This is a genomic window from Micromonospora sp. NPDC050200 (genome assembly GCF_040656135.1).
GTDB lineage: Bacteria > Actinomycetota > Actinomycetes > Mycobacteriales > Micromonosporaceae > Micromonospora.
On sequence record NZ_JBFALG010000027.1, the window covers coordinates 62,104 to 83,677 of the forward strand.

21 protein-coding genes are annotated in these 21,574 nt (G+C 73.8%); 17 read left to right on the top strand and 4 right to left on the bottom strand.

Going from position 1 to position 21,574, the window contains the following annotated elements:
- Window positions 1-3: 3 nt before the first annotated feature.
- Window positions 4-879: an NAD(P)-binding domain-containing protein gene (locus tag AB0I41_RS19185; protein WP_357109030.1), complete on the bottom strand. Its 876-nt coding sequence runs from the start codon at window positions 877-879 to the stop codon at window positions 4-6.
- Window positions 880-994: 115 nt separating this feature from the next.
- Here AB0I41_RS19185 and AB0I41_RS19190 point away from each other — a divergent pair, with 115 nt between their 5' ends.
- From AB0I41_RS19190 to argH, 12 genes are all read left to right on the top strand, one after another.
- Window positions 995-1,405, top strand: a complete 411-nt coding sequence (locus AB0I41_RS19190) for a helix-turn-helix domain-containing protein (RefSeq protein ID WP_357109032.1) — start codon at window positions 995-997, stop codon at window positions 1,403-1,405.
- A gap of 178 nt (window positions 1,406-1,583) precedes the next feature.
- Window positions 1,584-2,795 carry a nucleotide sugar dehydrogenase gene (locus tag AB0I41_RS19195; RefSeq protein WP_357109035.1) on the top strand — a complete coding sequence of 404 codons (1,212 nt, stop codon included), beginning with the start codon at window positions 1,584-1,586 and terminating at the stop codon, window positions 2,793-2,795.
- On the top strand, window positions 2,792-3,580 hold the full coding sequence (locus AB0I41_RS19200) for a glycosyltransferase family 2 protein (RefSeq protein WP_357109037.1): 789 nt from the start codon (window positions 2,792-2,794) through the stop codon (window positions 3,578-3,580). Before AB0I41_RS19195 ends, AB0I41_RS19200 begins: the two co-directional genes overlap by 4 nt.
- Before the next feature lie 8 nt (window positions 3,581-3,588).
- On the top strand, window positions 3,589-4,614 hold the full coding sequence (locus AB0I41_RS19205) for an NAD-dependent epimerase/dehydratase family protein (RefSeq protein ID WP_357109040.1): 1,026 nt from the start codon (window positions 3,589-3,591) through the stop codon (window positions 4,612-4,614).
- Between the two features lie 176 nt (window positions 4,615-4,790).
- Window positions 4,791-5,792, top strand: coding sequence for an N-acetyl-gamma-glutamyl-phosphate reductase (argC, locus tag AB0I41_RS19210; protein ID WP_357109043.1), 1,002 nt, complete (start codon window positions 4,791-4,793; stop codon window positions 5,790-5,792).
- Window positions 5,789-6,961, top strand: coding sequence for a bifunctional glutamate N-acetyltransferase/amino-acid acetyltransferase ArgJ (gene argJ, locus AB0I41_RS19215; RefSeq protein WP_357109045.1), 1,173 nt, complete (start codon window positions 5,789-5,791; stop codon window positions 6,959-6,961). The genes argC and argJ overlap by 4 nt, the downstream gene beginning before the upstream one ends.
- Window positions 6,958-7,845: an acetylglutamate kinase gene (gene argB, locus AB0I41_RS19220; protein WP_357109048.1), complete on the top strand. Its 888-nt coding sequence runs from the start codon at window positions 6,958-6,960 to the stop codon at window positions 7,843-7,845. Before argJ ends, argB begins: the two co-directional genes overlap by 4 nt.
- A complete protein-coding gene (locus tag AB0I41_RS19225; RefSeq protein WP_357109051.1) occupies window positions 7,842-9,062 on the top strand; it encodes an acetylornithine transaminase in 1,221 nt (406 codons plus the stop codon). Before argB ends, AB0I41_RS19225 begins: the two co-directional genes overlap by 4 nt.
- The gene (gene argF, locus AB0I41_RS19230; RefSeq protein WP_357109054.1) at window positions 9,059-10,039 is read left to right on the top strand and encodes an ornithine carbamoyltransferase; all 981 of its coding nucleotides are present in this window, start codon (window positions 9,059-9,061) and stop codon (window positions 10,037-10,039) included. The genes AB0I41_RS19225 and argF overlap by 4 nt, the downstream gene beginning before the upstream one ends.
- The gene (locus AB0I41_RS19235) at window positions 10,036-10,551 is read left to right on the top strand and encodes an arginine repressor (protein WP_357109057.1); all 516 of its coding nucleotides are present in this window, start codon (window positions 10,036-10,038) and stop codon (window positions 10,549-10,551) included. Before argF ends, AB0I41_RS19235 begins: the two co-directional genes overlap by 4 nt.
- Window positions 10,548-11,750, top strand: coding sequence for an argininosuccinate synthase (locus AB0I41_RS19240; RefSeq protein ID WP_357109059.1), 1,203 nt, complete (start codon window positions 10,548-10,550; stop codon window positions 11,748-11,750). Before AB0I41_RS19235 ends, AB0I41_RS19240 begins: the two co-directional genes overlap by 4 nt.
- A gap of 17 nt (window positions 11,751-11,767) precedes the next feature.
- Window positions 11,768-13,231: an argininosuccinate lyase gene (gene argH / locus AB0I41_RS19245; protein WP_357109062.1), complete on the top strand. Its 1,464-nt coding sequence runs from the start codon at window positions 11,768-11,770 to the stop codon at window positions 13,229-13,231.
- A 37-nt stretch (window positions 13,232-13,268) separates the two neighbouring features.
- Here the strand turns inward: argH and AB0I41_RS19250 are convergent, their stop codons facing one another.
- Together AB0I41_RS19250 and AB0I41_RS19255 are read right to left on the bottom strand one after the other, a co-directional pair.
- A complete protein-coding gene (locus AB0I41_RS19250; RefSeq protein ID WP_357109065.1) occupies window positions 13,269-13,622 on the bottom strand; it encodes an MmcQ/YjbR family DNA-binding protein in 354 nt (117 codons plus the stop codon).
- A 183-nt stretch (window positions 13,623-13,805) separates the two neighbouring features.
- Window positions 13,806-16,325 carry a non-ribosomal peptide synthetase gene (locus tag AB0I41_RS19255; RefSeq protein WP_357109068.1) on the bottom strand — a complete coding sequence of 840 codons (2,520 nt, stop codon included), beginning with the start codon at window positions 16,323-16,325 and terminating at the stop codon, window positions 13,806-13,808.
- A 74-nt stretch (window positions 16,326-16,399) separates the two neighbouring features.
- Here AB0I41_RS19255 and AB0I41_RS19260 point away from each other — a divergent pair, with 74 nt between their 5' ends.
- The 5 genes from AB0I41_RS19260 (at window position 16,400) to AB0I41_RS19280 (ending at window position 20,445) form a co-directional block, all read left to right on the top strand.
- Window positions 16,400-17,023, top strand: a complete 624-nt coding sequence (locus tag AB0I41_RS19260) for a DNA-3-methyladenine glycosylase (protein WP_357109071.1) — start codon at window positions 16,400-16,402, stop codon at window positions 17,021-17,023.
- An 83-nt stretch (window positions 17,024-17,106) separates the two neighbouring features.
- Entirely contained in the window at window positions 17,107-18,183 is a 1,077-nt protein-coding gene (locus tag AB0I41_RS19265; RefSeq protein WP_357109074.1) for an exo-alpha-sialidase, read from the top strand.
- A 2-nt stretch (window positions 18,184-18,185) separates the two neighbouring features.
- Window positions 18,186-18,461, top strand: a complete 276-nt coding sequence (locus tag AB0I41_RS19270) for a ubiquitin-like small modifier protein 1 (RefSeq protein WP_357109078.1) — start codon at window positions 18,186-18,188, stop codon at window positions 18,459-18,461.
- A 257-nt stretch (window positions 18,462-18,718) separates the two neighbouring features.
- Window positions 18,719-19,825: an LLM class flavin-dependent oxidoreductase gene (locus AB0I41_RS19275; RefSeq protein ID WP_357109081.1), complete on the top strand. Its 1,107-nt coding sequence runs from the start codon at window positions 18,719-18,721 to the stop codon at window positions 19,823-19,825.
- Complete coding sequence (locus tag AB0I41_RS19280; protein WP_357109083.1) at window positions 19,822-20,445, top strand: FMN reductase; 624 nt, start codon at window positions 19,822-19,824, stop codon at window positions 20,443-20,445. Before AB0I41_RS19275 ends, AB0I41_RS19280 begins: the two co-directional genes overlap by 4 nt.
- A gap of 3 nt (window positions 20,446-20,448) precedes the next feature.
- Here the strand turns inward: AB0I41_RS19280 and AB0I41_RS19285 are convergent, their stop codons facing one another.
- Window positions 20,449-21,336, bottom strand: a complete 888-nt coding sequence (locus AB0I41_RS19285; RefSeq protein ID WP_357109119.1) for a universal stress protein — start codon at window positions 21,334-21,336, stop codon at window positions 20,449-20,451.
- Window positions 21,337-21,574 lie beyond the last annotated feature (238 nt).

Consider the following 21,574-nt stretch of genomic DNA (forward strand, 5'->3'; position numbering starts at 1 on the left):
GGGTCAGCCGGGGTGCTTGATGCTCTCGATGATCCGAGCGAAGCCCTCCTTCGCGTGGCCGGCATCGATCTGCCGTCGAATGAGGGTCTGGACCATGGCGACCGCCTCGGTGCTGACGCCCTGCTCGGAGCTGGCGGTCAGGATGTAGCTGAGATCGGAGAACGCCAGGCTCTGCTGTCCGTCGACGGTGTAGTCGCCGCCGTCGATCACGGCGGCGAACCCCTCGAAGGCGCCGGTCATGGCGGTCAGCCAGGGTGCGGCCATCGCGGCGAACCGGGCGGCCGGCACGCCCGCCGCCGACACCATGGCGGCGCCGTGCATGAACCCGGCGAACATGACGTACATGCCGGCGAGCAGGGCGAGATCGTACAGCGACGCCAGCCCGGCGTCCTCACCGAAGTAGGTGCTCGCGCCCCACTCTTCGAGCAGGGTCCGATACCGCTCGACGACGTCGGCCGACCCGCTGTAGAGGATCGACGACCCAGGCTGGCCGATCATCGCCGGTACGGCCATGATCCCGCCGTCCAGGTACGCCACGCCGGCATCGGCGGCCCAGGCGGCCAACTCACGTGACTGCTCCGGTGTGGTCGTGGTCAGGTTGACCAGGCTTCGGCCCGCGAGCTCGCTGGCCACCGGGTCGAGCACTTCGTGGACCGACGAGTGGTCCAGCAGGCAGATGATCACCAGCTCGCTCGACCGGACCGCGTCGCCGGCCGTCTCGGCCTTGACTGCGCCCTGAGCGACCAGTGCGTCGGTCCGGCCGGCCGACCGGTTCCAGACCGTTGTCCCATGCCCGGCCTTGACCAGGGCCTCTGCCAGGGCACTACCCATCGCGCCCAGCCCGAGAACGCTCACCCGGACGCCATCGTTCGTCGCCATTTTCGGCTCCCCTCGTGATTCGTGTGCCAGGTGATCCTCTCCGCCGCCGATAAGGTGAGCCAGTACCGACTAATTAGTCAGGTACCCACCTTTTGGTAAGTGCCGTGGAGGGCAGATGAGCACGCCAGCGCGACGGGGCCCGTACGTCTGTGGAATCGATGCCGCGATGGACGTCGTCAGCGGCAAGTGGAAGTCGCTGATCCTCTGGGAACTGGACCAGCACGGGACCCGCCGGTTCGCCGAACTGAGGCGCGGTCTGCCGGGCGTCAGCGAGAAGATGTTGATCCAACACCTGCGGGAGATGGAGGCCGACGGGCTCGTGCACCGTGAGGTCTACCGCGAGGTGCCGCCGAAGGTGGAGTACTCCCTGACCGAGCACGGCGTCTCCCTCAACGCCGCGCTGGCCCCGCTGGGAGAATGGGGCACCGAACGCATCCGACGAATCGGTGCCGAGAAGGTCGTCCCGCGTACCTGGACCGGCGGGGACCGGCAGCCGACCGGGACGCCTCGGATCGGCCCGCCGTGACGCTGCGCGGCGCGGGTTCTCCTGATGAGCGCCGCAACACCAACGGTCACCCATCGGCCGAAAGGCCACCGGCGACGGCATGTTCGGCTACCCACGGGTCACATAGGAGCGGTTAACCTGCTTGGATTCCGACTCACCACCGGAACCACACCCCCGCCACCCCCACGGGAGCCGCCCCATGTCCGAGGATCCGGGCCCCCCGCCTCGCTCCGTCGACGTCTGCATCATCGGAGGGTGCGGCCGGGTCGGTCTGCCGCTGGGCGTCGCGTTCGCCTCCCGCGGCCTCTCCGTCGTGCTGTACGACATCAACGCCGACGCCGTCGCCACGGTGAACGCGGGCACCCTGCCCTTCGCCGAGCCGGGCGCGGCCGAGGCGCTGGCCGAGGCGGTCTCGGCCGGCCGGCTGCGGGCCACCACCGACCCGGTCGCCGTGGGCGCCTCCGAGCACCTGGTGGTGGTCGTGGGCACCCCGGTCGACGAGCACCTCAACCCGGACCTGGGCGCGGTGCCCCGCGCGCTGGAGCGCTGCGCCGAGCACCTGCGCGACGGGCAACTGGTGGTGCTGCGCAGCACCGTCTATCCCGGAGTGACCGCGCTGACCGAGAAGCTGCTCGCCGGCAAGGGCGTCCGGGCCGACGTGGCGTTCTGCCCGGAGCGGATCGCCGAGGGCCGGGCGATGACCGAACTGTTCACGCTGCCGCAGATCGTCGCCGCCCGGACGCCCGGCGCGCTGGCCCGGGCGGAGAAGCTGTTCCGGCACCTCACCGAGCAGATCGTCCCCCTCGAACCGGAGGAGGCGGAGCTGGCGAAGCTGTTCACCAACACCTGGCGGTACATCAAGTTCGCCACCGCCAACCAGTTCTGGATGATGGCCAACGACTTCGGGCTGGACTTCGCCCGGATCCGGCACGCGGTCGCTCACGACTACCCACGCGCGGCGGACCTGCCGATGCCGGGCTTCGCCGCCGGCCCGTGCCTGTTCAAGGACACCATGCAGCTGGCCGCGTTCAACCGGAACAACTTCGTGCTCGGCCACTCCGCGATGCTGATCAACGAGGGCCTGCCGCTCTACCTGGTGTCCCGGCTGGAGGCCCGGTTCGAGCTGTCCGAGCTGACCGTGGGCATCCTCGGGATGGCCTTCAAGGGCGGCTCGGACGACCCGCGGGAGAGCCTGGCGTACAAGCTGCGCAAGATCCTGGCGTTGAAGACCCGGGAGACCATCTGCACCGACCCGTACGTGGCCGACGACCGCCTGGTCGACCTCGAGGAGGTGCTGCGCCGGGCCGACCTGCTGGTCATCGCCGCCCCGCACGAGCAGTACGCCCGGCTGGACACCGACCAGCCGGTGATCGACATGTGGGGCCTGACCGGGACGGGGGTGCGGGTGTGAGGCCCCGGGTGTCGGTGATCGTGCCGGTCTACAACGAGGGCGAGGCCATCCTGCGCTGCCTCGAACGGATGCTGCGCGAGCTGCTGCTGCCGGCCGAGGTGCTGATCGTGCACGACCTGCCGGAGGACACCACCGTCCCGTACGCCGAGCAGGTCGCCCGCACCGACCCGCGGGTGCGCGCGGTGCTCAACACGTACGGGCGCGGGCCGGCCAACGCCATCCGGTTCGGCATCGACGCCGCGCTCGCCCCCGTCGCCGTGGTCACCATGGCCGACGGCTGCGACGACCCGCGCCAGATCGACGAGCTGGCCCGGCTGGTGGACCGGGGCGTGGTGGTCGCCGCCGCCTCCCGTTACATGCCGGGCGGGCAGCAGGTCGGCGGCCCCCGGCTGAAGCGGATCATGTCCCGCTGGGCGGGGCGCAGCCTCTACACGTTGGCCCGGGTCGGCACCCGCGACGCCACCAACAGCTTCAAGGCGTACGACACGGCGTTCGTCCGGGAGGTGGGCATCGAGTCGCGCACCGGCTTCGAGATCGGGCTGGAGTTGACCGCGAAGGCCACCCGGCTGCGGCTGCCAGTCGCCGAGATCCCCACCATCTGGCTGGACCGGCCGCTGGGGGAGTCCCACTTCGACCTGGGGCGATTCCTCCCCGGCTATCTCCGGTGGTACTTCTTCGCCTACGGTCGACGGCTGAGCCGGGAGAAGCTGGCCGCCCGTACGGCCCCGGCCGTGCCCGCGCCACGCGGCGAGCGGGACAGCACCGAGTACGAGAAGACCGCATAGGAGCGCACGTGGCGAAGGTCCTGGTAACTGGTTCGGCCGGCTTCATCGGCGGTTACCTCGTCGAGGAGTTGCTGGGTCGGGGCCACGAGGTGGTGGGCATCGACAACTTCTCCAAGTACGGCCCGGTCACCCACAGCTACGACGCGCACCCCCGGTTCCGCTTCGTCGAGGGCGACGCCCGCGACGTCGACCTGCTCACCGAACTGCTGGACGGCTGCGACCACCTGGTCGCCGGCGCGGCGATGATCGGCGGCATCTCCTACTTCCACGCCTACGCCTACGACCTGCTCGCCACCAACGAGCGGATCATGGCGGCCACCTGCGACGCGGCCATCCGCGCCCACCGCGACGGCAGCCTGGCGAAGGTCACCTACCTCTCCTCCTCGATGGTCTTCGAGTCCACCGAGCACTGGCCCAGCCGGGAGGGCGACGAGCGGCGCATCCCGCCGCCGCTGTCCTCGTACGGGTTCCAGAAGCTGGCCGTGGAGTACTACGCCCGGGCCGCCTGGGAGCAGTACCGGCTGCCGTACACGATCGTCCGGCCGTTCAACTGCGTCGGCGTGGGGGAGGGGCGGGCGCTCGGCCAGGCCGAGGTGCTCTCCGGCAACGTCAAGCTCGCCATGTCGCACGTCGTGCCGGACCTGGTGCAGAAGATCGTCAAGGGGCAGGACCCGCTGCACATCCTCGGCGAGGGCCACCAGGTGCGGCACTACACCTACGGCGGCGACCTGGCCCGGGGCATCGCCACGGCGGTGGAGCACCAAACGGCCCGCAACGAGGACTTCAACCTCTCGACCGCCGAGTCGACCAGCGTGCTGGAGCTGGCCGAGCTGATCTGGCGCAAGATCAAGGGCCCGGACGTGCCGTTCCGGTACGTCTCCGACGAGCCCTTCCGGTACGACGTGCAGAAGCGGGTGCCGGACACCACGAAGGCCCGCGAGGTCCTCGGTTTCACCGCCACCACCTCGCTGGACGAGATGCTCGACGAGGTCGTCCCGTGGGTGACCCGGGCGGTCGAGGAGGGCCGCCTCTAGTCGCGGCGTTCCCGTTCGTCCCCGCCCGGCCCGGTTCGCCCTTCGCGACCCGGGCCGGGCGTTCTGCTACCGGGTGGCCGGCGTCACGTCTACATGCCCATGCGGTGGGACGTATGAACTTGCGTCCAGGGGGGCGAGCCCGCTAGCCTCCTCTGCATAGTCATGCGGAGGTGGGTATGGGCATTCGAGTCGCGGTCGCCGGAGCGAGCGGATACGCCGGGGGTGAGCTGCTGCGCCTGGTCGCCGGGCACCCCGAGCTCGACCTGGTCGCCGCCAGCGCCCACCGCCAGGCCGGCCAGCCCGTCACCGCCGTACACCCGCAGCTCGCCGGGCTCGACCTGATGCTCACGGCGACCGACCCGGCGGCCCTGGCCGACGCGGACCTGGTCTTCCTGGCCCTGCCGCACGGCGAGTCGGCGGCCCTCGCGGCCGCCCTGCCCGAGACGGTCCGGGTGGTCGACCTCGGCGCCGACCACCGGCTGCACGACGCCGACGCCTGGGCCCGCTACTACGGCGGCCCGCACGCCGGCGCCTGGACCTACGGCCTGCCCGAGCTGCCCGGCCAGCGGGCGGCGATCGCCGCCGCGACCCGGGTGGCCAGCACCGGCTGCTACGCCGTCGCCACCACCCTCGCCCTGGCCCCGCTGATCGCCGCCGGCGCGGTCGTCCCCACCGACGTGGTGGTGGTCGCCGCCTCCGGCACCTCCGGCGCCGGCCGGGCCGCCAGGGCCCACCTGCTCGGCAGCGAGGTGATGGGCGACCTGTCGCCCTACAAGGTCGGCGCCCACCAGCACGTGCCGGAGATCAAGCAGGCCACCGGCGCGACCAGCCTCTCCTTCACCCCGGTGCTCGCGCCCATGCCGCGCGGCATCCTCGCCACCGTCACCGCCGTGCCGACCGGCGACGCCGACCCGCGCGACGTGCTGGCCCGGGCGTACGCGGACGCGCCGTTCGTGCACGTGCTGCCCGAGGGCGCCTGGCCGCACACCGCCGCCACGGCCGGCTCGAACTCCTGCCACCTCCAGGCAGGCGTCGACGTCGACTCCGGCCGGGTGATCGTGGTCAGCGCGATCGACAACCTGGGCAAGGGCGCCGCCGGCCAGGCCGTGCAGTGCGCCAACCTGATGCTCGGCCTGCCCGAGACCACCGGCCTGACGACGTTCGGAGTCGCGCCATGACCGTCACCACCCCCCGCGGCTTCCGGGCCGCCGGTGTCGCAGCCGGACTCAAGACCAGCGGCGCCGCCGACATCGCCCTCGTCGTCAACGACGGCCCCGACGCCGGGATCGCCGGTGTCTTCACCGCCAACCGGGTCAAGGCCGCGCCGGTGCTCTGGACCCAGCAGGTCGTCCGGGGCGGCGTGGTCCGCGCCGTGGTGCTCAACTCCGGCGGCGCCAACGCCTGCACCGGCCCGGCCGGCTTCCAGGACACCCACGCCACCGCCGAGCACACCGCCGCCGCGCTGACCTCGGTCAGCCCCCGGCTGATGCTCGGCGCCGGCGAGGTCGCGGTCTGCTCCACCGGCCTCATCGGCGAGCGCCTGCCCATGGACAAGCTCCTCCCGGGCGTCCGCGCCGCGATCCGCGGCCTGGGCCGCGACGGCGGCACCACCGCCGCCGAGGCGATCATGACCACGGACACCCGCCCCAAGACCACGGTCGCCCGGGGCAGCGGCTGGACCGTGGGCGGCATGGCCAAGGGCGCCGGGATGCTCGCCCCGGCCATGGCCACCATGCTCTGCGTGCTCACCACGGACGCGGTCGCCGGGCCGGAGGCGCTCGACGCCGCGCTGCGGGCCGCCACCCGGGTCACCTTCGACCGGATCGACTCCGACGGCTGCATGTCCACCAACGACACCGTGCTGCTGCTGGCCAGCGGCGCCTCCGGCATCGAGCCCACCGGGGCCGAGCTGACCGCCGCGGTCACCGCCGCCTGCCACGACCTGGCCCAGCAGCTCATCGCCGACGCCGAGGGCGCCACCAAGCAGATCGCCATCGACGTGGTCGGCGCCGCCGACTCCGACGACGCGGTCGAGGTGGGCCGCTCGGTGGCCCGGAACAACCTGGTCAAGACCGCGCTGTTCGGCAACGACCCGAACTGGGGGCGGATCCTCGCCGCCGTCGGCACCACCACCGCCGCCTTCGAGCCGGACGGCGTGGACGTCGCGGTCAACGGAATCTGGGTGTGCCGCTCCGGCGCCGCCGCCGAGGACCGCGCCAAGGTCGACCTCTCCGGCCGGGACGTCACCATCCGGATCGACCTGCACGCCGGCTCCTCGGCCGCGACGATCTGGACCAACGACCTGTCGCACGCGTACGTGCACGAGAACTCGGCGTACTCCTCATGAGCCTCAGCGCCGATCTCACCCGAGCCCAGGTCAAGGCCGAGACGCTGATCGAGGCCCTGCCCTGGCTGGCCCGCTTCTCCGGTGCCACCGTCGTGGTCAAGTACGGCGGCAACGCCATGGTCGACCCGGCGCTCCAGCGCGCCTTCGCCGCCGACATGGTCTTCCTCCGGTACGCCGGCCTCAAGCCGGTCGTCGTGCACGGCGGCGGGCCGCAGATCTCCGCCATGCTGGGCCGGCTCGGCATCGCCAGCGAGTTCCGGGGCGGCCTGCGGGTCACCACCCCCGAGGCGATGGACGTGGTCCGGATGGTGCTGGTCGGCCAGGTCGGCCGGGAACTGGTCGGGCTGATCAACGCGCACGGCCCGTTCGCCGTCGGCCTCTCCGGCGAGGACGCCGGGCTGTTCACCGCCGTCCGGCGGCCCGCGTACGTCGACGGGCAGCCGGTCGACGTCGGGCAGGTCGGCGACGTGGAGTCCGTCGACGTCTCGGCGGTGGCCGACCTGATCGCGGCCGGCCGGATCCCGGTCATCTCGACCGTCGCGCCGGACGCCGACGGGGTGCTGCACAACCTCAACGCCGACACCGCCGCCGCCGCGCTCGCCGTCGCCCTCCAGGCGCGCAAGCTGGTCGTGCTCACCGACGTGGCCGGCCTCTACGCCGACTGGCCCGACACCACCAGCCTGGTCAGCGAGATCACCGACGACGAGCTGGCGAAGCTGCTGCCGTCCCTGGAGTCGGGGATGGTCCCGAAGATGGAGGCCTGCCTGCGGGCGGTGCGCGGGGGCGTGCCCGCCGCGCACGTCGTCGACGGCCGGGTCGCCCACTCCACGCTGCTGGAGGTCTTCACCTCGGAAGGATTCGGAACGATGGTGATCGGTTCATGAGCACGCTGGTGGAACGCTGGGGTGCGGCCATGATGGACAACTACGGCACCCCGCCGCTGGCGCTCGTCGCCGGCTCCGGCGCCGTCGTGGTCGACGAGGCCGGCCGGGAGTACGTCGACCTGCTCGGCGGCATCGCCGTCAACGCCCTGGGCCACGCCCACCCGGCCGTGGTGGCCGCCGTCTCCAAGCAGGTCGCCACGCTCGGCCACGTCTCCAACCTGTTCGTCGCCGAGCCCCCGGTGGCCCTCGCGGAGCTGCTGCTGGCCCTGGCCGGCCGGTCCGGCCGGGTGTTCTTCGCCAACTCCGGCGCGGAGGCCAACGAGGCGGCGTTCAAGCTGTCCCGGCTCACCGGCCGCAGCCACGTGGTGGCCGCGCGGGGCGGCTTCCACGGCCGGACCATGGGGGCGCTCGCCCTCACCGGTCAGCCGGCCAAGGCCGACCCGTTCCGCCCGCTGCCCGGCGACGTCACCCACGTCCCGTACGGCGACAGCGCCGCCCTCGACGCGGCCGTCACCGACGCGACCGCCATGGTGATCCTGGAGCCGATCCAGGGCGAGAACGGCGTCGTCACGCCGCCCGCCGGCTACCTCGCCGAGGCGCGGCGGATCACCGCCCGGCACGGTGCCCTGCTCGTCCTGGACGAGGTGCAGACCGGCGTCGGCCGCACCGGGCACTGGTTCGCCCACCAGGCCGAGGGGATCGAGCCGGACGTGGTGACCCTGGCCAAGGGGCTCGGCGGCGGGCTGCCGATCGGGGCCTGCCTCGCCTTCGGCCGGGCCGGCGAGCTGCTCGCCCCCGGCTCGCACGGCACCACCTTCGGCGGCAATCCGGTCAGCTGCGCCGCCGCCCTGGCGGTCGTCGCCACCATCGCCAGCGAGGGGCTGCTCGACCACGTCAAGCGGACCGGCGAGCGGCTGCGCCGGGGCGTCGAGGCGCTCGGCCACCCGCTGGTCACCGACGTCCGGGGCGCCGGCCTGCTGCTCGGCGTGGTGCTCACCGCCCCCGTCTCCGGCCCGGTCGCCGCCGCCCTGCGCGAGGCGGGCTTCCTGGTCAACCCGGTGCAGCCGGACGTGGTCCGGCTCGCCCCGCCGCTGATCCTCACCGCCGAGCAGGTCGACGCCTTCCTGGCCGCCCTGCCCGCCGCCCTCGACGCGGCGGCGCCCGCCGACCTCGCGCCGACCGCCGCGAGCCCGACCACGACGGAGACCAGCGCATGATCCGGCACTTCCTGCGGGACGACGACCTGACCCCCGCCGAGCAGTCGGCGGTGCTCGACCTGGCCGCGCGGATGAAGGCCGACCGGTTCGGGTACACGCCGCTGGCCGGGCCGCGCTCGGTGGCGGTGCTCTTCGACAAGCAGAGCCTGCGTACCCGGATCTCCTTCGACGCCGGCATCGCCGAACTCGGCGGCCACCCCCTCGTGGTGGACACCCAGGTCACCCACTTCGGACGGGGCGAGACCCTCGCCGACGCCGGGCGGGTGCTCTCCCGCTACGTCGCCGCGATCGTGCTGCGCACCCACGGCGACGACCGGATCGCCGAGGTCGCCTCGCACGCCACCGTGCCGGTGGTCAACGCCCTCACCGACGGCTACCACCCCTGCCAGCTCCTCGCCGACCTGCTCACCGTCCGCGAGCACTGCGGCGGCACGCGGGGCCGGACCCTGGCGTACGTCGGGGACGCCGCCAACAACCTGTCGCACTCGTACCTGCTGGCCGGGGCGACCGCCGGGATGCACGTCCGGGTCGCCGGGCCGGCCGGCTTCCGGCCCGACCCCGAGGTGCTGAGCCGCGCCGAGAAGATCGCCGCCGGCACCGGCGGATCGGTCCGGGCGCTCGTCGACCCGGTCGAGGCGGTACGCGGGGCCGACGTGGTCGCCACCGACACCTGGACGTCGATGGGCCAGGAGGACGACGGGCTGGACCGGATCACCCCGTTCCGGCCGTACCAGGTGAACGACGCGCTGCTCGCCCACGCCGGGCCGGACGTCATCGTGCTGCACTGCCTGCCCGCGCACCGCGGCGAGGAGATCACCGACGAGGTGCTGGACGGGCCGCGCAGCGCGGTCTTCGACCAGGCGGAGAATCGCCTGCACGCCCAGAAGGCGCTGCTGACGTTTCTCCTGTCGGCTGCGGCCGGGAGCGCGCGGAGTGAGCTGGCGCGCCCCGCAAACGCGACCCAGGAGGCGCAGTGACCGCCCCGGTGACCCGCGCCGCCCGGCACGCCCGCATCGTCGAGCTGATCCGCGACCAGGCCGTCCGATCGCAGACCGAGCTGGCCGACCTGCTCGCCGGCGACGGGATCCAGGTCACCCAGGCCACCCTGTCGCGGGACCTGAAGGAACTCGGCGCGGTCACCGCCCGCGGCGGCGACGGGCGGGCCGTCTACGTGATCCCCGAGGACGGCCACCGGCCGCTGCGCGACGCCGAGGCGGCCCCCGCCCGGCTGGTCCGGCTGCTGCACGAGCTGCTCAACGGGGTCGACTCCAGCGGCAACATCGCCGTGCTGCGCACCCCGCCGGGCGCAGCCCACTACCTGGCCAGCGCGTTGGACCGAGCGGGCCTGCCCGAGGTCGTCGGCACCATCGCCGGCGACGACACCATCCTCGTCGTGGCCCGCGAGGCCGTCGGCGGGGCCGCGCTCGGCGACAAGCTCGCCGGGTGGGCCCGCCGGGAAGAAAACGTTGAAGGGAGCACCACGTCATGACCGAGCGGGTCGTACTCGCCTACTCCGGAGGTCTCGACACCTCCGTCGCCATTCCCTACCTCGCCGAGCAGACCGGCGCCGAGATCATCGCGGTGGCCGTCGACGTCGGGCAGGGCGGCGAGGACCTCGACGCCATCCGGCAGCGGGCCCTGGACTGCGGCGCCGTCGAGGCCGAGGTGGTCGACGCGCGCGACGAGTTCGCGGCCGACTACTGCCTGCCGGCGATGCGCGCCAACGCGCTCTACATGGACCGCTACCCGCTGGTCTCCGCGCTGTCCCGGCCGCTGATCGTCAAGCACCTGGTGGCCGCGGCCCGCAAGCACGGCGGCACGATCGTCTCGCACGGCTGCACCGGCAAGGGCAACGACCAGGTCCGCTTCGAGGTCGGCCTGAACGCCCTCGCCCCCGACCTGAAGATCATCGCTCCGGCCCGGGACTTCGCCTGGACCCGGGACAAGGCCATCGCCTTCGCCGAGGAGACGGGCCTGCCGATCGACGTCTCGGCCAAGTCGCCGTACTCCATCGACCAGAACCTCTGGGGCCGCGCCGTGGAGACCGGCTTCCTGGAGGACATCTGGAACTCACCCGTCGAGGACCTCTACTCCTACACCTCGAACCCGGCCGAGCCGCGGGACGCCGACGAGGTCGTGATCACCTTCGACGCCGGCAACCCGGTCGCCATCGACGGCGAGACCGTCACCCCGTACCAGGCGATTCTGGAGCTGAACCGGCGCGCCGGCGCCCAGGGCGTCGGCCGGCTCGACATGGTCGAGGACCGCCTCGTCGGCATCAAGAGCCGCGAGGTGTACGAGGCCCCCGGCGCGATCGCGCTGATCACCGCCCACCAGGAGCTCGAGGCGGTCACCGTCGAGCGCGACCTGGCCCGGTTCAAGCGCGGCGTCGACCAGCGCTGGGGCGAGCTGGTCTACGACGGCCTCTGGTTCTCGCCGCTGAAGGACAGCCTGGACGCCTTCATCGACGACGCCCAGCGGCACGTCTCCGGCGAGGTGCGCCTCACCCTGCACGGCGGCCGGGCCACCGTCACCGGCCGGCGCTCCGAGGCCAGCCTCTACGACTTCGGCATGGCCACCTACGACACCGGCGACACCTTCGACCAGTCCCTGGCCAAGGGCTTCGTGCAGCTGTGGGGCCTGCCGAGCAAGATGGCGGCCGCGCGGGACGCCCGGCTGGGCGGCTGACCGCGGTGGGAACCACAATGGGCGGCGTGGACGACAAGAGCCTGACCGAGAACAGCGCCGCCACCAACCGGACGAGCCTGTGGGGTGGCCGCTTCGCCGGCGGCCCCGCCGAGGCCCTCGCGCGACTGTCGGTGAGCGTCCAGTTCGACTGGCGCCTCGCCCCGTACGACATCGCCGGCTCCCGGGCGCACGCCCGGGTCCTGGCCGGCGCGGGCCTGCTCGACCCCGAGGAACTGGGCCGCATCCTGGCCGCGCTGGACGACCTGGAGGCGGCCTGCGCCTCCGGGCAGTTCCGCCCGACCATCGACGACGAGGACGTGCACACCGCCCTGGAGCGCGGCCTGCTGGAGCGGCTCGGCAGCCTCGGCGGCAAGCTGCGCGCCGGCCGGTCCCGCAACGACCAGGTGGCCACCGATCTGCGGCTCTACCTGCGCGACCACGCCCGGGGCGTGGCCGCTCGGCTGGTCGAGCTGGCCGAGGCGCTGGTCGAGCAGGCCGGGCGGCACGTCGACACCGCCGCGCCCGGGATGACCCACCTCCAGCACGCCCAGCCGGTCACCTTCGGGCACTGGCTGCTCGCCCACGTGCAGCCGCTGCTGCGCGACCTGGAACGGCTGCGCGACTGGGACCACCGGGCCGCGATCAGCCCGCTCGGCGCGGGCGCGCTGGCCGGGTCCGGCCTGCCGCTGGACCCGGTGGCCGTCTCCAAGGAGCTGGGCTTCCGCACGTCCTTCGCCAACTCGATGGACGCCGTCGCCGACCGGGACTTCGTCGCCGAGTTCCTCTTCGTCACCGCGATGACCGGCGTGCACCTGTCCCGCCTCGGCGAGGAGGTGGTGCTCTGGACCTCGCACGAGTTCGGCTGGGTGGAGCTGGACGACGCCTTCGCCACCGGCTCGTCGATCATGCCGCAGAAGAAGAACGCGGACGTCGCCGAGCTGGCCCGGGGCAAGTCCGGCCGCCTGCTGGGCGGCCTGGTGACCGTGCTCACCATGCTCAAGGGCCTGCCGATGACCTACGACCGGGACATGCAGGAGGACAAGGAGCCGGCCTTCGACGCGGTCGACACCCTGGAACTGCTGCTGCCGGCCCTCGCCGGGATGATCTCCACGATGACGGTACGCGTCGACCGGCTGGTCGCCGCCGCGCCGGTGGGCTTCTCCCTCGCCACCGAGGTGGCCGACTGGCTGGTCCGCAAGGGCGTGCCGTTCCGCGACGCGCACGAGATCACCGGCAAGCTCGTCGCGCTCTGCGTGGCCCGGGACTGCGCCCTCGACGAGGTCTCCGACGGCGACCTCACCACGGTCAGCGAGCACCTGGACCCGAGCGTGCGCGACGTGCTCTCGGTCCGCTCGGCGCTGGCCGCCCGGATCACGCCCGGCTCCACCGGCCCCGGCCCGGTCGCCGACCAGCTCGCCGCCGCCGCGGACAAGCTGGCCGGCTGGCGGGAGTGGGCCAGCGAGCGGGTCGTACCCCGCTGAGGTCGGCGGGTCGGCGCGGCGCGACGCGCGCCGACCCTCAGACCGTCGGCCGCTCCCGTCTCGGCAGCTTCGCCACCACCGCGTCGTACGAGCCGTCGACCGCTTCCACCAGCTCGTCGTCTCCGATGGCGCCGTTCAGGCGCAGCGAGTTCCAGCCCGAGCGCCCGATGTACGGCGACGCCTTCGCGTCGTCGGGGAACCGGTGGAGCCACTCGTCGGCGACCTCCCGGTCCGGGCCGCACTTCACGCCCACCCGCGCCTCTCCGCCCGGGGAGCCGAGGAAGGCGAAGATCCGGCTCCCCACCTTCACCACCTCGTCGCCCTCCCAGGGCTGGTCCAGCCGGGCGCCCGGCTTCCCGAGGCAGTACGCCAGCATCTCCTCGCGCGTCATCGCGTCCTCCCGGTGGCAGCGGTCATCGGCCCAGTCTCTCCGACCGGTCCAGCCCGACGGCGCTCTCGTGCGGGCGAGGCGTCCGGAAGCCGGCCGACCGCCGCCACCGCTCGGTCGGTGGCGGCGGTGCGGGCGGACAGCCGCTCGAAGCGCTGCTCGGCGGCCTGCGCGCTCCGCCTGCTGTCAACGGAATCCTTTCAACACGGCGTTGAGGGCCGGTCCGACCCGGTTCACCAGCGCCGCGTAACCGACGCCCAGCGCCAGCGACGCCCCGAGGGCCAGCAGCGGCTGGTCGCGCAGGTGCGGGTAGACCTGCCAGTGCGTCAGGTAGATGTAGAGCGAGCTGCCGGCGAGCACGCCGGCGACCCGGTTCAGCGGGCGCACGCTCGGCACGGCCGGCAGCCAGGTCAGCAGCGCGAACCCGGCCACGATCAACGCCTCCCGCTGCGGCTGGCCGAAGAAACCCGGCACGGTGGCCGCCGCGGCGGCGGTCACCAGCAGCCGCTGCCGTACCCCGTCGGCGCGGGCCGCCGCCCAGCCGAGCGCGAAGAGCCAGAACGCCACGATCGCCGTCGGCAGGTCGTAGCGGGCGTCCAGGCCGAACACGTCGTAGCGGCTGAGCAGCCCGAGCCCGGCCAGGGCCAGCGGCAGGCCGAACGGGTGGCGGCGTTCCAGCCGGTCCATCCGGGGCACCGCCAGCAGGACGGCCACCGCGACCAGGATGTAGACCAGCGCCTCGACGAACCAGAAGTGCCACTCGGTGCGCCCGTCGTCCGGGCCGACCAGGCTGTTGACCAGCAACAGGGTGCTCCACCGGTACTGGTCGGTGACCACCAGCATCGCCGCGACCCAGGCCGTCGTGGGCAGCACGATCCGGGCCGCGGCAGTCCTCATCTGCCGCAGCCGGTCGGTCCGTCCGGCGTCGGTGAGCTGGAAGCGGGCGAAGTTGAACCCGGCCACCCCGAGCAGCAGGTGCGCCCCGCCGGTGAGGGTGAACAGCGGGATGTGCGAGCCGACGACCAGCACGATCGCCACCGCCCGCAGCGCCACGCTGGTCTCCAGCGCCCGCCGGCGGCGCGGCCGCCCGCCGCGCGGCGCGGGCAGCGCCCCGATCGGCAGGGTGTGCCAGTTCGGCGGCAGCTGCCCGAGCACCCGCTCCAGGCGGACCGACATCTCCACGTACGACAGCGAGTCGCCGCCCAGGTCGACGAAGCTGTGCTCCGGGGTGACGTCGGCGCGGTCCAGCACCTCGGCGAAGAGCCGGCACAGGTCGCCGTCCGGGGCGGGGACCGGCGGTGTGGACGGGGCAACCGCTCCGGCCGCCAGCTCGCGCAGCGCCGGATGGTCCACCTTGCCGGTGGCCAGCCGGGGCAGCCGCGGCAGCGCCAGCACCCGGACCGCCCGGGGTGGCAGGCCGACCTCGCCGGCGACCAGCCGGCGGACCTTCGTCGGGTCCGCGTCGCCGGCCACCGCCACCAGCAGCTCGTCGTCCGCGCCGAGGCAGGCCGCGTCGACGTCGTGCGCGGCCAGCAGCGCCTCCACCCGCTGCGGGTCGACCCGCAGGCCGAGGATCTTGGCGAACCGGCTGCGCCGGCCCACCAGCTCGTAGAGGCCGTCCGCGCCGCGGCGGGCCAGGTCGCCGGTGTGCAGCTCGGTCACGGTACGCCCCGACGCCAGGTCGGCCGGGCGCTCGGCGTAGCCGAGCATCACGTTCGGGCCGGCGTACACCAGCTCGCCGACCCCGTTCGGCTGGTCCGGCAGCGGGGCCAGCCGGAGGTCGCCGCCCGGCACCGGCACGCCGATCGCCTCCGGGCGGGTCGCCGCCAGGTCCGGCGGCAGGTACGCCATCCGGGCGGTCGCCTCGGTCTGCCCGTACATGACGAACAGGTCCCAGCCGCTGCGCCGGCCCAGCTCGGCGAAGCGGACCACCTTCTCCGGCGCCAGCCGGCCGCCGGCGGCGGTGACGTAGCGCAGGTGCGGCAGGTTCATCGCGGCGAAGCCGACCCGGTCCAGCAGGTCGAAGGTGTACGGCACCCCGGCGAAACTGGTGGCCCGGGCCCGGCGGAACAGCTCCCAGAAGCAGCCGTCGGCGACCGAGCGGTCGGTGAGCACCAGCGCGGCGCCCCGGGCCAGGTGGCTGTTCACCACCGACAGGCCGTAGCAGTAGTGCAGTGGCAGGCTGGTCGCCGCCCGGTCGCTCTCCCGTACCCCCAGGTACTCGGCGATCGACTCGGCGTTGGCCTGCAGGTTGGTGTGCGAGAGCCGGACCAGCTTCGGCGAGCCGGTCGACCCCGACGTGCTCAACAGCAGCGCCAGGTCGGGGTGCAGTTGGTGCGCCGACCCGGCACGCCGCTCGCGCAGCGTCCACGCCCCGTCGACCGGCCCGATCACCACGTCCGGGTCGTACGCCGCGGTCAGCGTCTCCACCGCCGGGCCGTCGCCGGGCACCAGCAGGACGGGGTGCCCGCCGTGCAGGCCGGCCAGGTAGCCCACCAGCGCGTCGACCGTGTTGGCCCCGGTGACGAGCACCAGCCGCCGCCGCGGGCCGAGCCGCCGCGCGGTCTCGGCGACCCGGGCGGCGAGTTCGGCGTACGACAGCACGCCGTCGGCGGTGACCACGGCGGGACGGTCACCGTGGTCGGCCAGGTCGCGGGCGAAGGGCACCGCGCACACGGCCGGGAGCAGGTCAGGCGGGTGCGTCACGGGGCCACTCTAAGGTAAGGCATACCTAAGCGCGAACACGGGTGGTGGCACGCGCGGCTGGGTACCGTCGGTGCATGACCTCCTCCGGTATCGACCTGGCGCCGCTGGCCGACCTGCTGGCCGGACCGGTGGTGCCCGCCGCGCGCGGGCTGCTCGGCTGCCGGCTCTCCGCCGGCGGCGTGACCGTCCGGATCACCGAGGTCGAGGCGTACGCGGGGACGGCCGGCGACCCCGCCTCGCACGCGCACCGGGGGCGCACCCCGCGCAACGCGGTGATGTTCGGCCCGGCCGGGCGCGCCTACGTGTACTTCACCTATGGCATGCACTGGTGCGTGAACGTGGTCACCGGCCCGGACGGGGAGGCTGCCGCGGTGCTGCTGCGCGCCGGCGAGGTGGTCGACGGCGTCGAGGGGGCCCGCGCCCGCCGTCCCGCCGTACGCCGGGACGTCGACCTGGCCCGCGGCCCGGCGCGGCTCTGCGCGACCCTCGGCATCGACCGCTCGGCGTACGGTCTGGACCTGCTCGGCGACGGCCCGGTCCGGCTGCGGCCGGCGGCGGTGCCGGTGCCGGACGCCGCGGTCTCCGCCGGTCCCCGGGTCGGGGTGACCGGGGCGCACGACGTGGCCTGGCGGTTCTGGATCACCGGCGATCCGACGGTGAGCAGCTACCGGCGGCACGTCCCGCGCCGGCGGGGTTGAGCGTCCCGGCGTGGCCGGGCGATACCTGTCGGGGGCTGTGGCCATAATCACGCACGCGCTCACCGACGAATCGGAGGACGGTCATGCCCACGCTGCTCGCGATCGGCACCGCCAAGGGGCTCTTCCTGGCCACCAGCCCGGGCGGGCGCGGCTGGGAGGTGAGCGGCCCGCACTTCCCGATGACCGGGGTCTATGCCGTCGCCGTCGACCGCCGCCCGGCCACGCCCCGGCTGCTCGTCGGCATGACCAGCTCGCACTTCGGGCCGAGCGTCGCCACCAGCGACGACCTCGGCGCCTCCTGGGCGGAGCCGGAGCAGGCGCCGGTGGCCTTCCCGGCCGACACCGGCGCCAGCCTCGGCCGGGTCTGGCAGCTCGTGCCGGGCGGCGCGGACGCGCCGGACGTGGTCTGGGCGGGCACCGAGCCGTCGGCGCTGTTCCGCTCCGAGGACGGCGGGCGCAGCTTCACGCTGGTCCGCTCGCTCTGGGACCATCCGCACCGGGAACAGTGGGGGGCCGGCTTCGGCGGCCAGGCGGTGCACACCGTGCTTCCGCACCCGCGCGACCCGAGCCGGATCCTGGTCGCCATGTCCACCGGCGGGGTCTACCGCTCGGAGGACGCCGGGGAGAGCTGGTCGCCGGGCAACACCGGCATCCGGGCGTACTTCATGCCCGACGAGTGGCCCGAGTTCGGCCAGTGCGTGCACAAGGTCGCCCGGGACGCGGGCAACCCGGAGCGGCTCTACGCGCAGAACCACCACGGCGTCTACCGCTCCGACGACGACGGCCGCACCTGGACGTCCATCGCCGCCGGCCTGCCCAGCGACTTCGGCTTCCCGATCGTGGCCCACCCGTCCCGCGCCGGCACCGTCTGGACGTTCCCGCTGGTCGCCGACTCCCAGCGGTATCCGGTCGACCACCGGTGCCGGGTGTTCCGCTCGGCCGACGCCGGCGACAAGTGGGAGCCGCTGTCGGTGGGGCTGCCGGACGAGCCGTTCCACCCTTCGGTGCTGCGCGACGCGATGTGCGCCGGCGGCGCGGGCGACGTCTACTTCGGCACCCGCTCCGGCGAGGTCTACGCCAGCCGCGACGACGGCGACTCCTGGTCGCTGGTCGCCGCCCACCTGCCGGACGTGCTCTGCGTCCGCGCGGCGGAGGTCTGAGGATGGTCACCGTGCTGGTGCCGGGTCCGCTGCGCGGCGAGGTCGGCGGCGCGAGCCGGCTCACCGTGGAGGCCGCCGGGTCGGTGGGCGCGGTCCTCGACGCGCTCGCCGACTCCTGGCCCCGGCTGGCCCGCCGGATCCGCGACGAGCAAGGGGAGCTGCGCCGGTACGTCAACGTCTACGTCGACGGGGAGGACTGCCGGCACGCCGGCGGAGTGGCCGCGCCGGTCGCCGACGGGGCCGAGGTGCAGGTGCTGCCCTCGGTGGCCGGCGGCTGAGGCCCCCGGGGTGGCCGCGGACGCTGGCGACGCCGCCCATGCCGGCGAGTAGTGCCTGGCTGGCCGGTATCTCAGCGAGCGATATGCCGGTGAGGCACAAATATGCCTCGAAGGCATATCGCTTCCCGCAGGCCGCCGCACGGGTGACCGGGACCACCTCAGGACGCTCCCGCGACGGAATAGTTGACTCGTCAAATATGTTGTGAGCAGCGTTCGGGTGGCCACCGCGGCCCCGGTCTTCACGCGAGGAGCTGGTCATGCAGTTCGGAGTCTTCACCGTCGGCGACGTCACGGTCGACCCGACCACCGGCCGGGAGCCGACCGAGCATGAGCGGATCAAGGCGACGGTGGCCATCGCGCTCAAGGCCGAGGAGGTCGGCCTCGACGTCTTCGCCACCGGCGAGCACCACAACCCGCCGTTCGTGCCCTCGTCGCCCACCACCATGCTGGGCTACCTCGCCGCGCGTACGTCCCGGTTGCTGCTCTCCACCTCGACCACGCTGATCACCACCAACGACCCGGTGAAGATCGCCGAGGACTACGCGATGCTGCAGCACCTGGCCGACGGCCGGGTGGACCTGATGATGGGGCGCGGCAACACCGGGCCGGTCTACCCGTGGTTCGGCCAGGACATCCGCAACGGCATCCCCCTCGCCATCGAGAACTACGACCTGCTGCACCGGCTGTGGCGCGAGGACGTGGTCGACTGGAAGGGGCGCTTCCGCACCCCGCTGCAGTCGTTCACCTCGACGCCGCGCCCGCTCGACGGCGTGCCGCCGTTCGTCTGGCACGGCTCGATCCGCAGCCCGGAGATCGCCGAGCAGGCCGCCTACTACGGCGACGGCTTCTTCGCCAACCACATCTTCTGGCCCAAGGAGCACACCCAGCGGATGGTCGGGCTCTACCGGCAGCGCTTCGCCCACTACGGGCACGGCAGCCCGGAACAGGCCATCGTCGGCCTGGGCGGGCAGGTCTTCGTCCGGAAGAACTCGCAGGACGCGGTGCGGGAGTTCCGGCCGTACTTCGACAACGCCCCGGTCTACGGGCACGGGCCGTCGCTGGAGGAGTTCAGCCGCGAGACGCCGCTGACCGTGGGCAGCCCGCAGCAGGTCATCGACCGCACGCTGGGCTTCCGCGAGTACGTCGGCGACTACCAGCGCCAGCTCTTCCTGCTGGACCACGCCGGGTTGCCGCTGAAGACCGTGCTGGAGCAGCTCGACATCCTCGGCGAGGAGGTGGTGCCGGTGCTGCGCAAGGAGTTCGACGCGCGGCGTCCCGCCCACGTGCCCGAGGCGCCCACCCACGCCTCGCTGCTCGCCGCCCGGGACGGCGCCGACCTGGCCGGCGCGGAGGCCGCGCGATGACCCGGCGCACCCTGGCCGTGGTCTCGGCCGGCCTCGGCCAGCCCTCCTCGACCCGGCTGCTCGCCGACCAGCTCGCCGCGGCCACCCGCGACGAACTGGTCCGGCGCGGCGCCCAGGTCGAGCTGCGCACCGTCGAGCTGCGCGACCACGCGCACGACGTGGTGAACAACCTGCTCACCGGGTTCCCGTCGGAGTCGCTGCGCCAGGCCCTGGACACGGTGGCCGGCGCGGACGGGATCGTGGCGGTCACCCCGATCTTCAACGCGTCGTACAACGGGCTGTTCAAGTCCTTCTTCGACGTGGTGGAGTCCGGGTCGCTGGTCGACCGGCCGGTGCTGATCGCCGCCACCGGTGGCACCGCGCGGCACTCGCTCGCGCTGGAGCACGCTGTCCGCCCGATGTTCAGCTACCTGCGGGCGGTGGTGGTCCCCACCGCGGTCTTCGCCGCCCCGGAAGACTGGTCCGGCGGCACCGCCGACGGCGCGCTGCGCGGCCGTATCCTGCGCGCGGGCGCCGAGCTGGCCGACCAGGTGGACCGGCGACCGCCGGCGACCGGCCCGGCCGACCCGTTCGCCCTCACCACCGACTTCGCGCAGCTCCTCGGCGGTCGGGACAGCTGACCGTCAGTCGGCCCGCTCGTACGGGTGGGCGACCAGGACCGGGCAGTGCGCGTGCTGCACCACCGCCTGGCTGACCGAGCCGAGCAGCAGCCCGGCGAAACCGCCCCGGCCGCGGGTGCCGATGGCCAGCACCGAGGCCTCACCGCTCGCCTCGACCAGCCCCTGCGCCGGGCTGGCCGCCCGGACCGGGTGCTCGCGCACCACCAGGTCCGGGTGGTCGGCCCGGACGGCGGCGGACGCCCCGGCGAGCAGCCGCACCGCCTCCGCCCGGTAGGCGGCCTGGGACTCCTCGACCTCCTCCGGCACCGGACGGTCCCCGCCCGGCTGGTCGACGTGCACCAGCACCAGCGGCACCTTCCGGCGGGCCGCCTCGTCGGCGGCGTACCCGGTGGCCAGCCGGGCGGACTCCGAGCCGTCCACCCCGGCCACCACCGGCCCGTCCACCGGGATCGGCTGGTCCTCGGGACGGACGACCAGCACCGGGCAGTGCGCGTGCGCGGCGACCTGGGCGCCGACCGAGCCGAGCAGCAGCCCCGCGAAGCCACCCAGGCCCCGGCTGCCCACGATCACCAGTTCGGCCCGGCGGGACTCCTCGACCAGGGTGGCGCCCGGGCCGCCGGCGACCTGGCGTACCTCGACGGTCAGTCCGGGCCAGCGGCCGGTGAGGTCCGCCGCGGTCCGCTCCAGCATCTTCGCCGCCTCCTCGGTGGGCGCCGGCACCCCCAGGTCGTACGGGTTGAGCGGCACGCCGTAGCCCAGCGGGTGCAGGTAGCCGTGCACCAGGTGCAGCGGCCGGCGGCGCAGCACGGCGGCCCGGGCCGCGTGCTCCGCGGCGACCAGGCTGGACGGCGATCCGTCGACGCCCACCACGACAGGTCGGTTCATCAGCACCCCCATGACTCGATCAGGTCATTGTCGACGTACCCGCCCCGCGCCACCGGCATTCGGCGGGACGCGCCGTGCCGCTGGGCCATCCGTCGCGCCGGACCGTCCGTGCGGGACGGGCGCTCCGTCCCGACGGCGGCAGGGCGTGTCACGCGGGCCGGCCGGGTGGCGACGTGTTTCGCCCGCCGGCGGGGCGGACCCGTGCGCGGGCGCGAGGGACCGGCCCTGGGGGGCACCGCGGGGC

Excerpts from the sequence above, each read along its gene's own strand:
- AB0I41_RS19195 (WP_357109035.1), top strand. The coding sequence starts at position 1,584 with ATGTCCGAGGATCCGGGCCCCCCGCCTCGCTCCGTCGACGTCTGCATC.
- argF (WP_357109054.1), top strand. The coding sequence starts at position 9,059 with ATGATCCGGCACTTCCTGCGGGACGACGACCTGACCCCCGCCGAGCAG.
- AB0I41_RS19260 (WP_357109071.1), top strand. The coding sequence starts at position 16,400 with ATGACCTCCTCCGGTATCGACCTGGCGCCGCTGGCCGACCTGCTGGCC.
- AB0I41_RS19225 (WP_357109051.1), top strand. The coding sequence starts at position 7,842 with ATGAGCACGCTGGTGGAACGCTGGGGTGCGGCCATGATGGACAACTAC.
- argJ (WP_357109045.1), top strand. The coding sequence starts at position 5,789 with ATGACCGTCACCACCCCCCGCGGCTTCCGGGCCGCCGGTGTCGCAGCC.
- AB0I41_RS19275 (WP_357109081.1), top strand. The coding sequence starts at position 18,719 with ATGCAGTTCGGAGTCTTCACCGTCGGCGACGTCACGGTCGACCCGACC.
- argB (WP_357109048.1), top strand. The coding sequence starts at position 6,958 with ATGAGCCTCAGCGCCGATCTCACCCGAGCCCAGGTCAAGGCCGAGACG.
- AB0I41_RS19240 (WP_357109059.1), top strand. The coding sequence starts at position 10,548 with ATGACCGAGCGGGTCGTACTCGCCTACTCCGGAGGTCTCGACACCTCC.
- argC (WP_357109043.1), top strand. The coding sequence starts at position 4,791 with ATGGGCATTCGAGTCGCGGTCGCCGGAGCGAGCGGATACGCCGGGGGT.
- AB0I41_RS19250 (WP_357109065.1), bottom strand. The coding sequence starts at position 13,622 with ATGACGCGCGAGGAGATGCTGGCGTACTGCCTCGGGAAGCCGGGCGCC.
- argH (WP_357109062.1), top strand. The coding sequence starts at position 11,768 with ATGGGCGGCGTGGACGACAAGAGCCTGACCGAGAACAGCGCCGCCACC.
- AB0I41_RS19265 (WP_357109074.1), top strand. The coding sequence starts at position 17,107 with ATGCCCACGCTGCTCGCGATCGGCACCGCCAAGGGGCTCTTCCTGGCC.
- AB0I41_RS19190 (WP_357109032.1), top strand. The coding sequence starts at position 995 with ATGAGCACGCCAGCGCGACGGGGCCCGTACGTCTGTGGAATCGATGCC.
- AB0I41_RS19280 (WP_357109083.1), top strand. The coding sequence starts at position 19,822 with ATGACCCGGCGCACCCTGGCCGTGGTCTCGGCCGGCCTCGGCCAGCCC.
- AB0I41_RS19270 (WP_357109078.1), top strand. The coding sequence starts at position 18,186 with ATGGTCACCGTGCTGGTGCCGGGTCCGCTGCGCGGCGAGGTCGGCGGC.
- AB0I41_RS19185 (WP_357109030.1), bottom strand. The coding sequence starts at position 879 with ATGGCGACGAACGATGGCGTCCGGGTGAGCGTTCTCGGGCTGGGCGCG.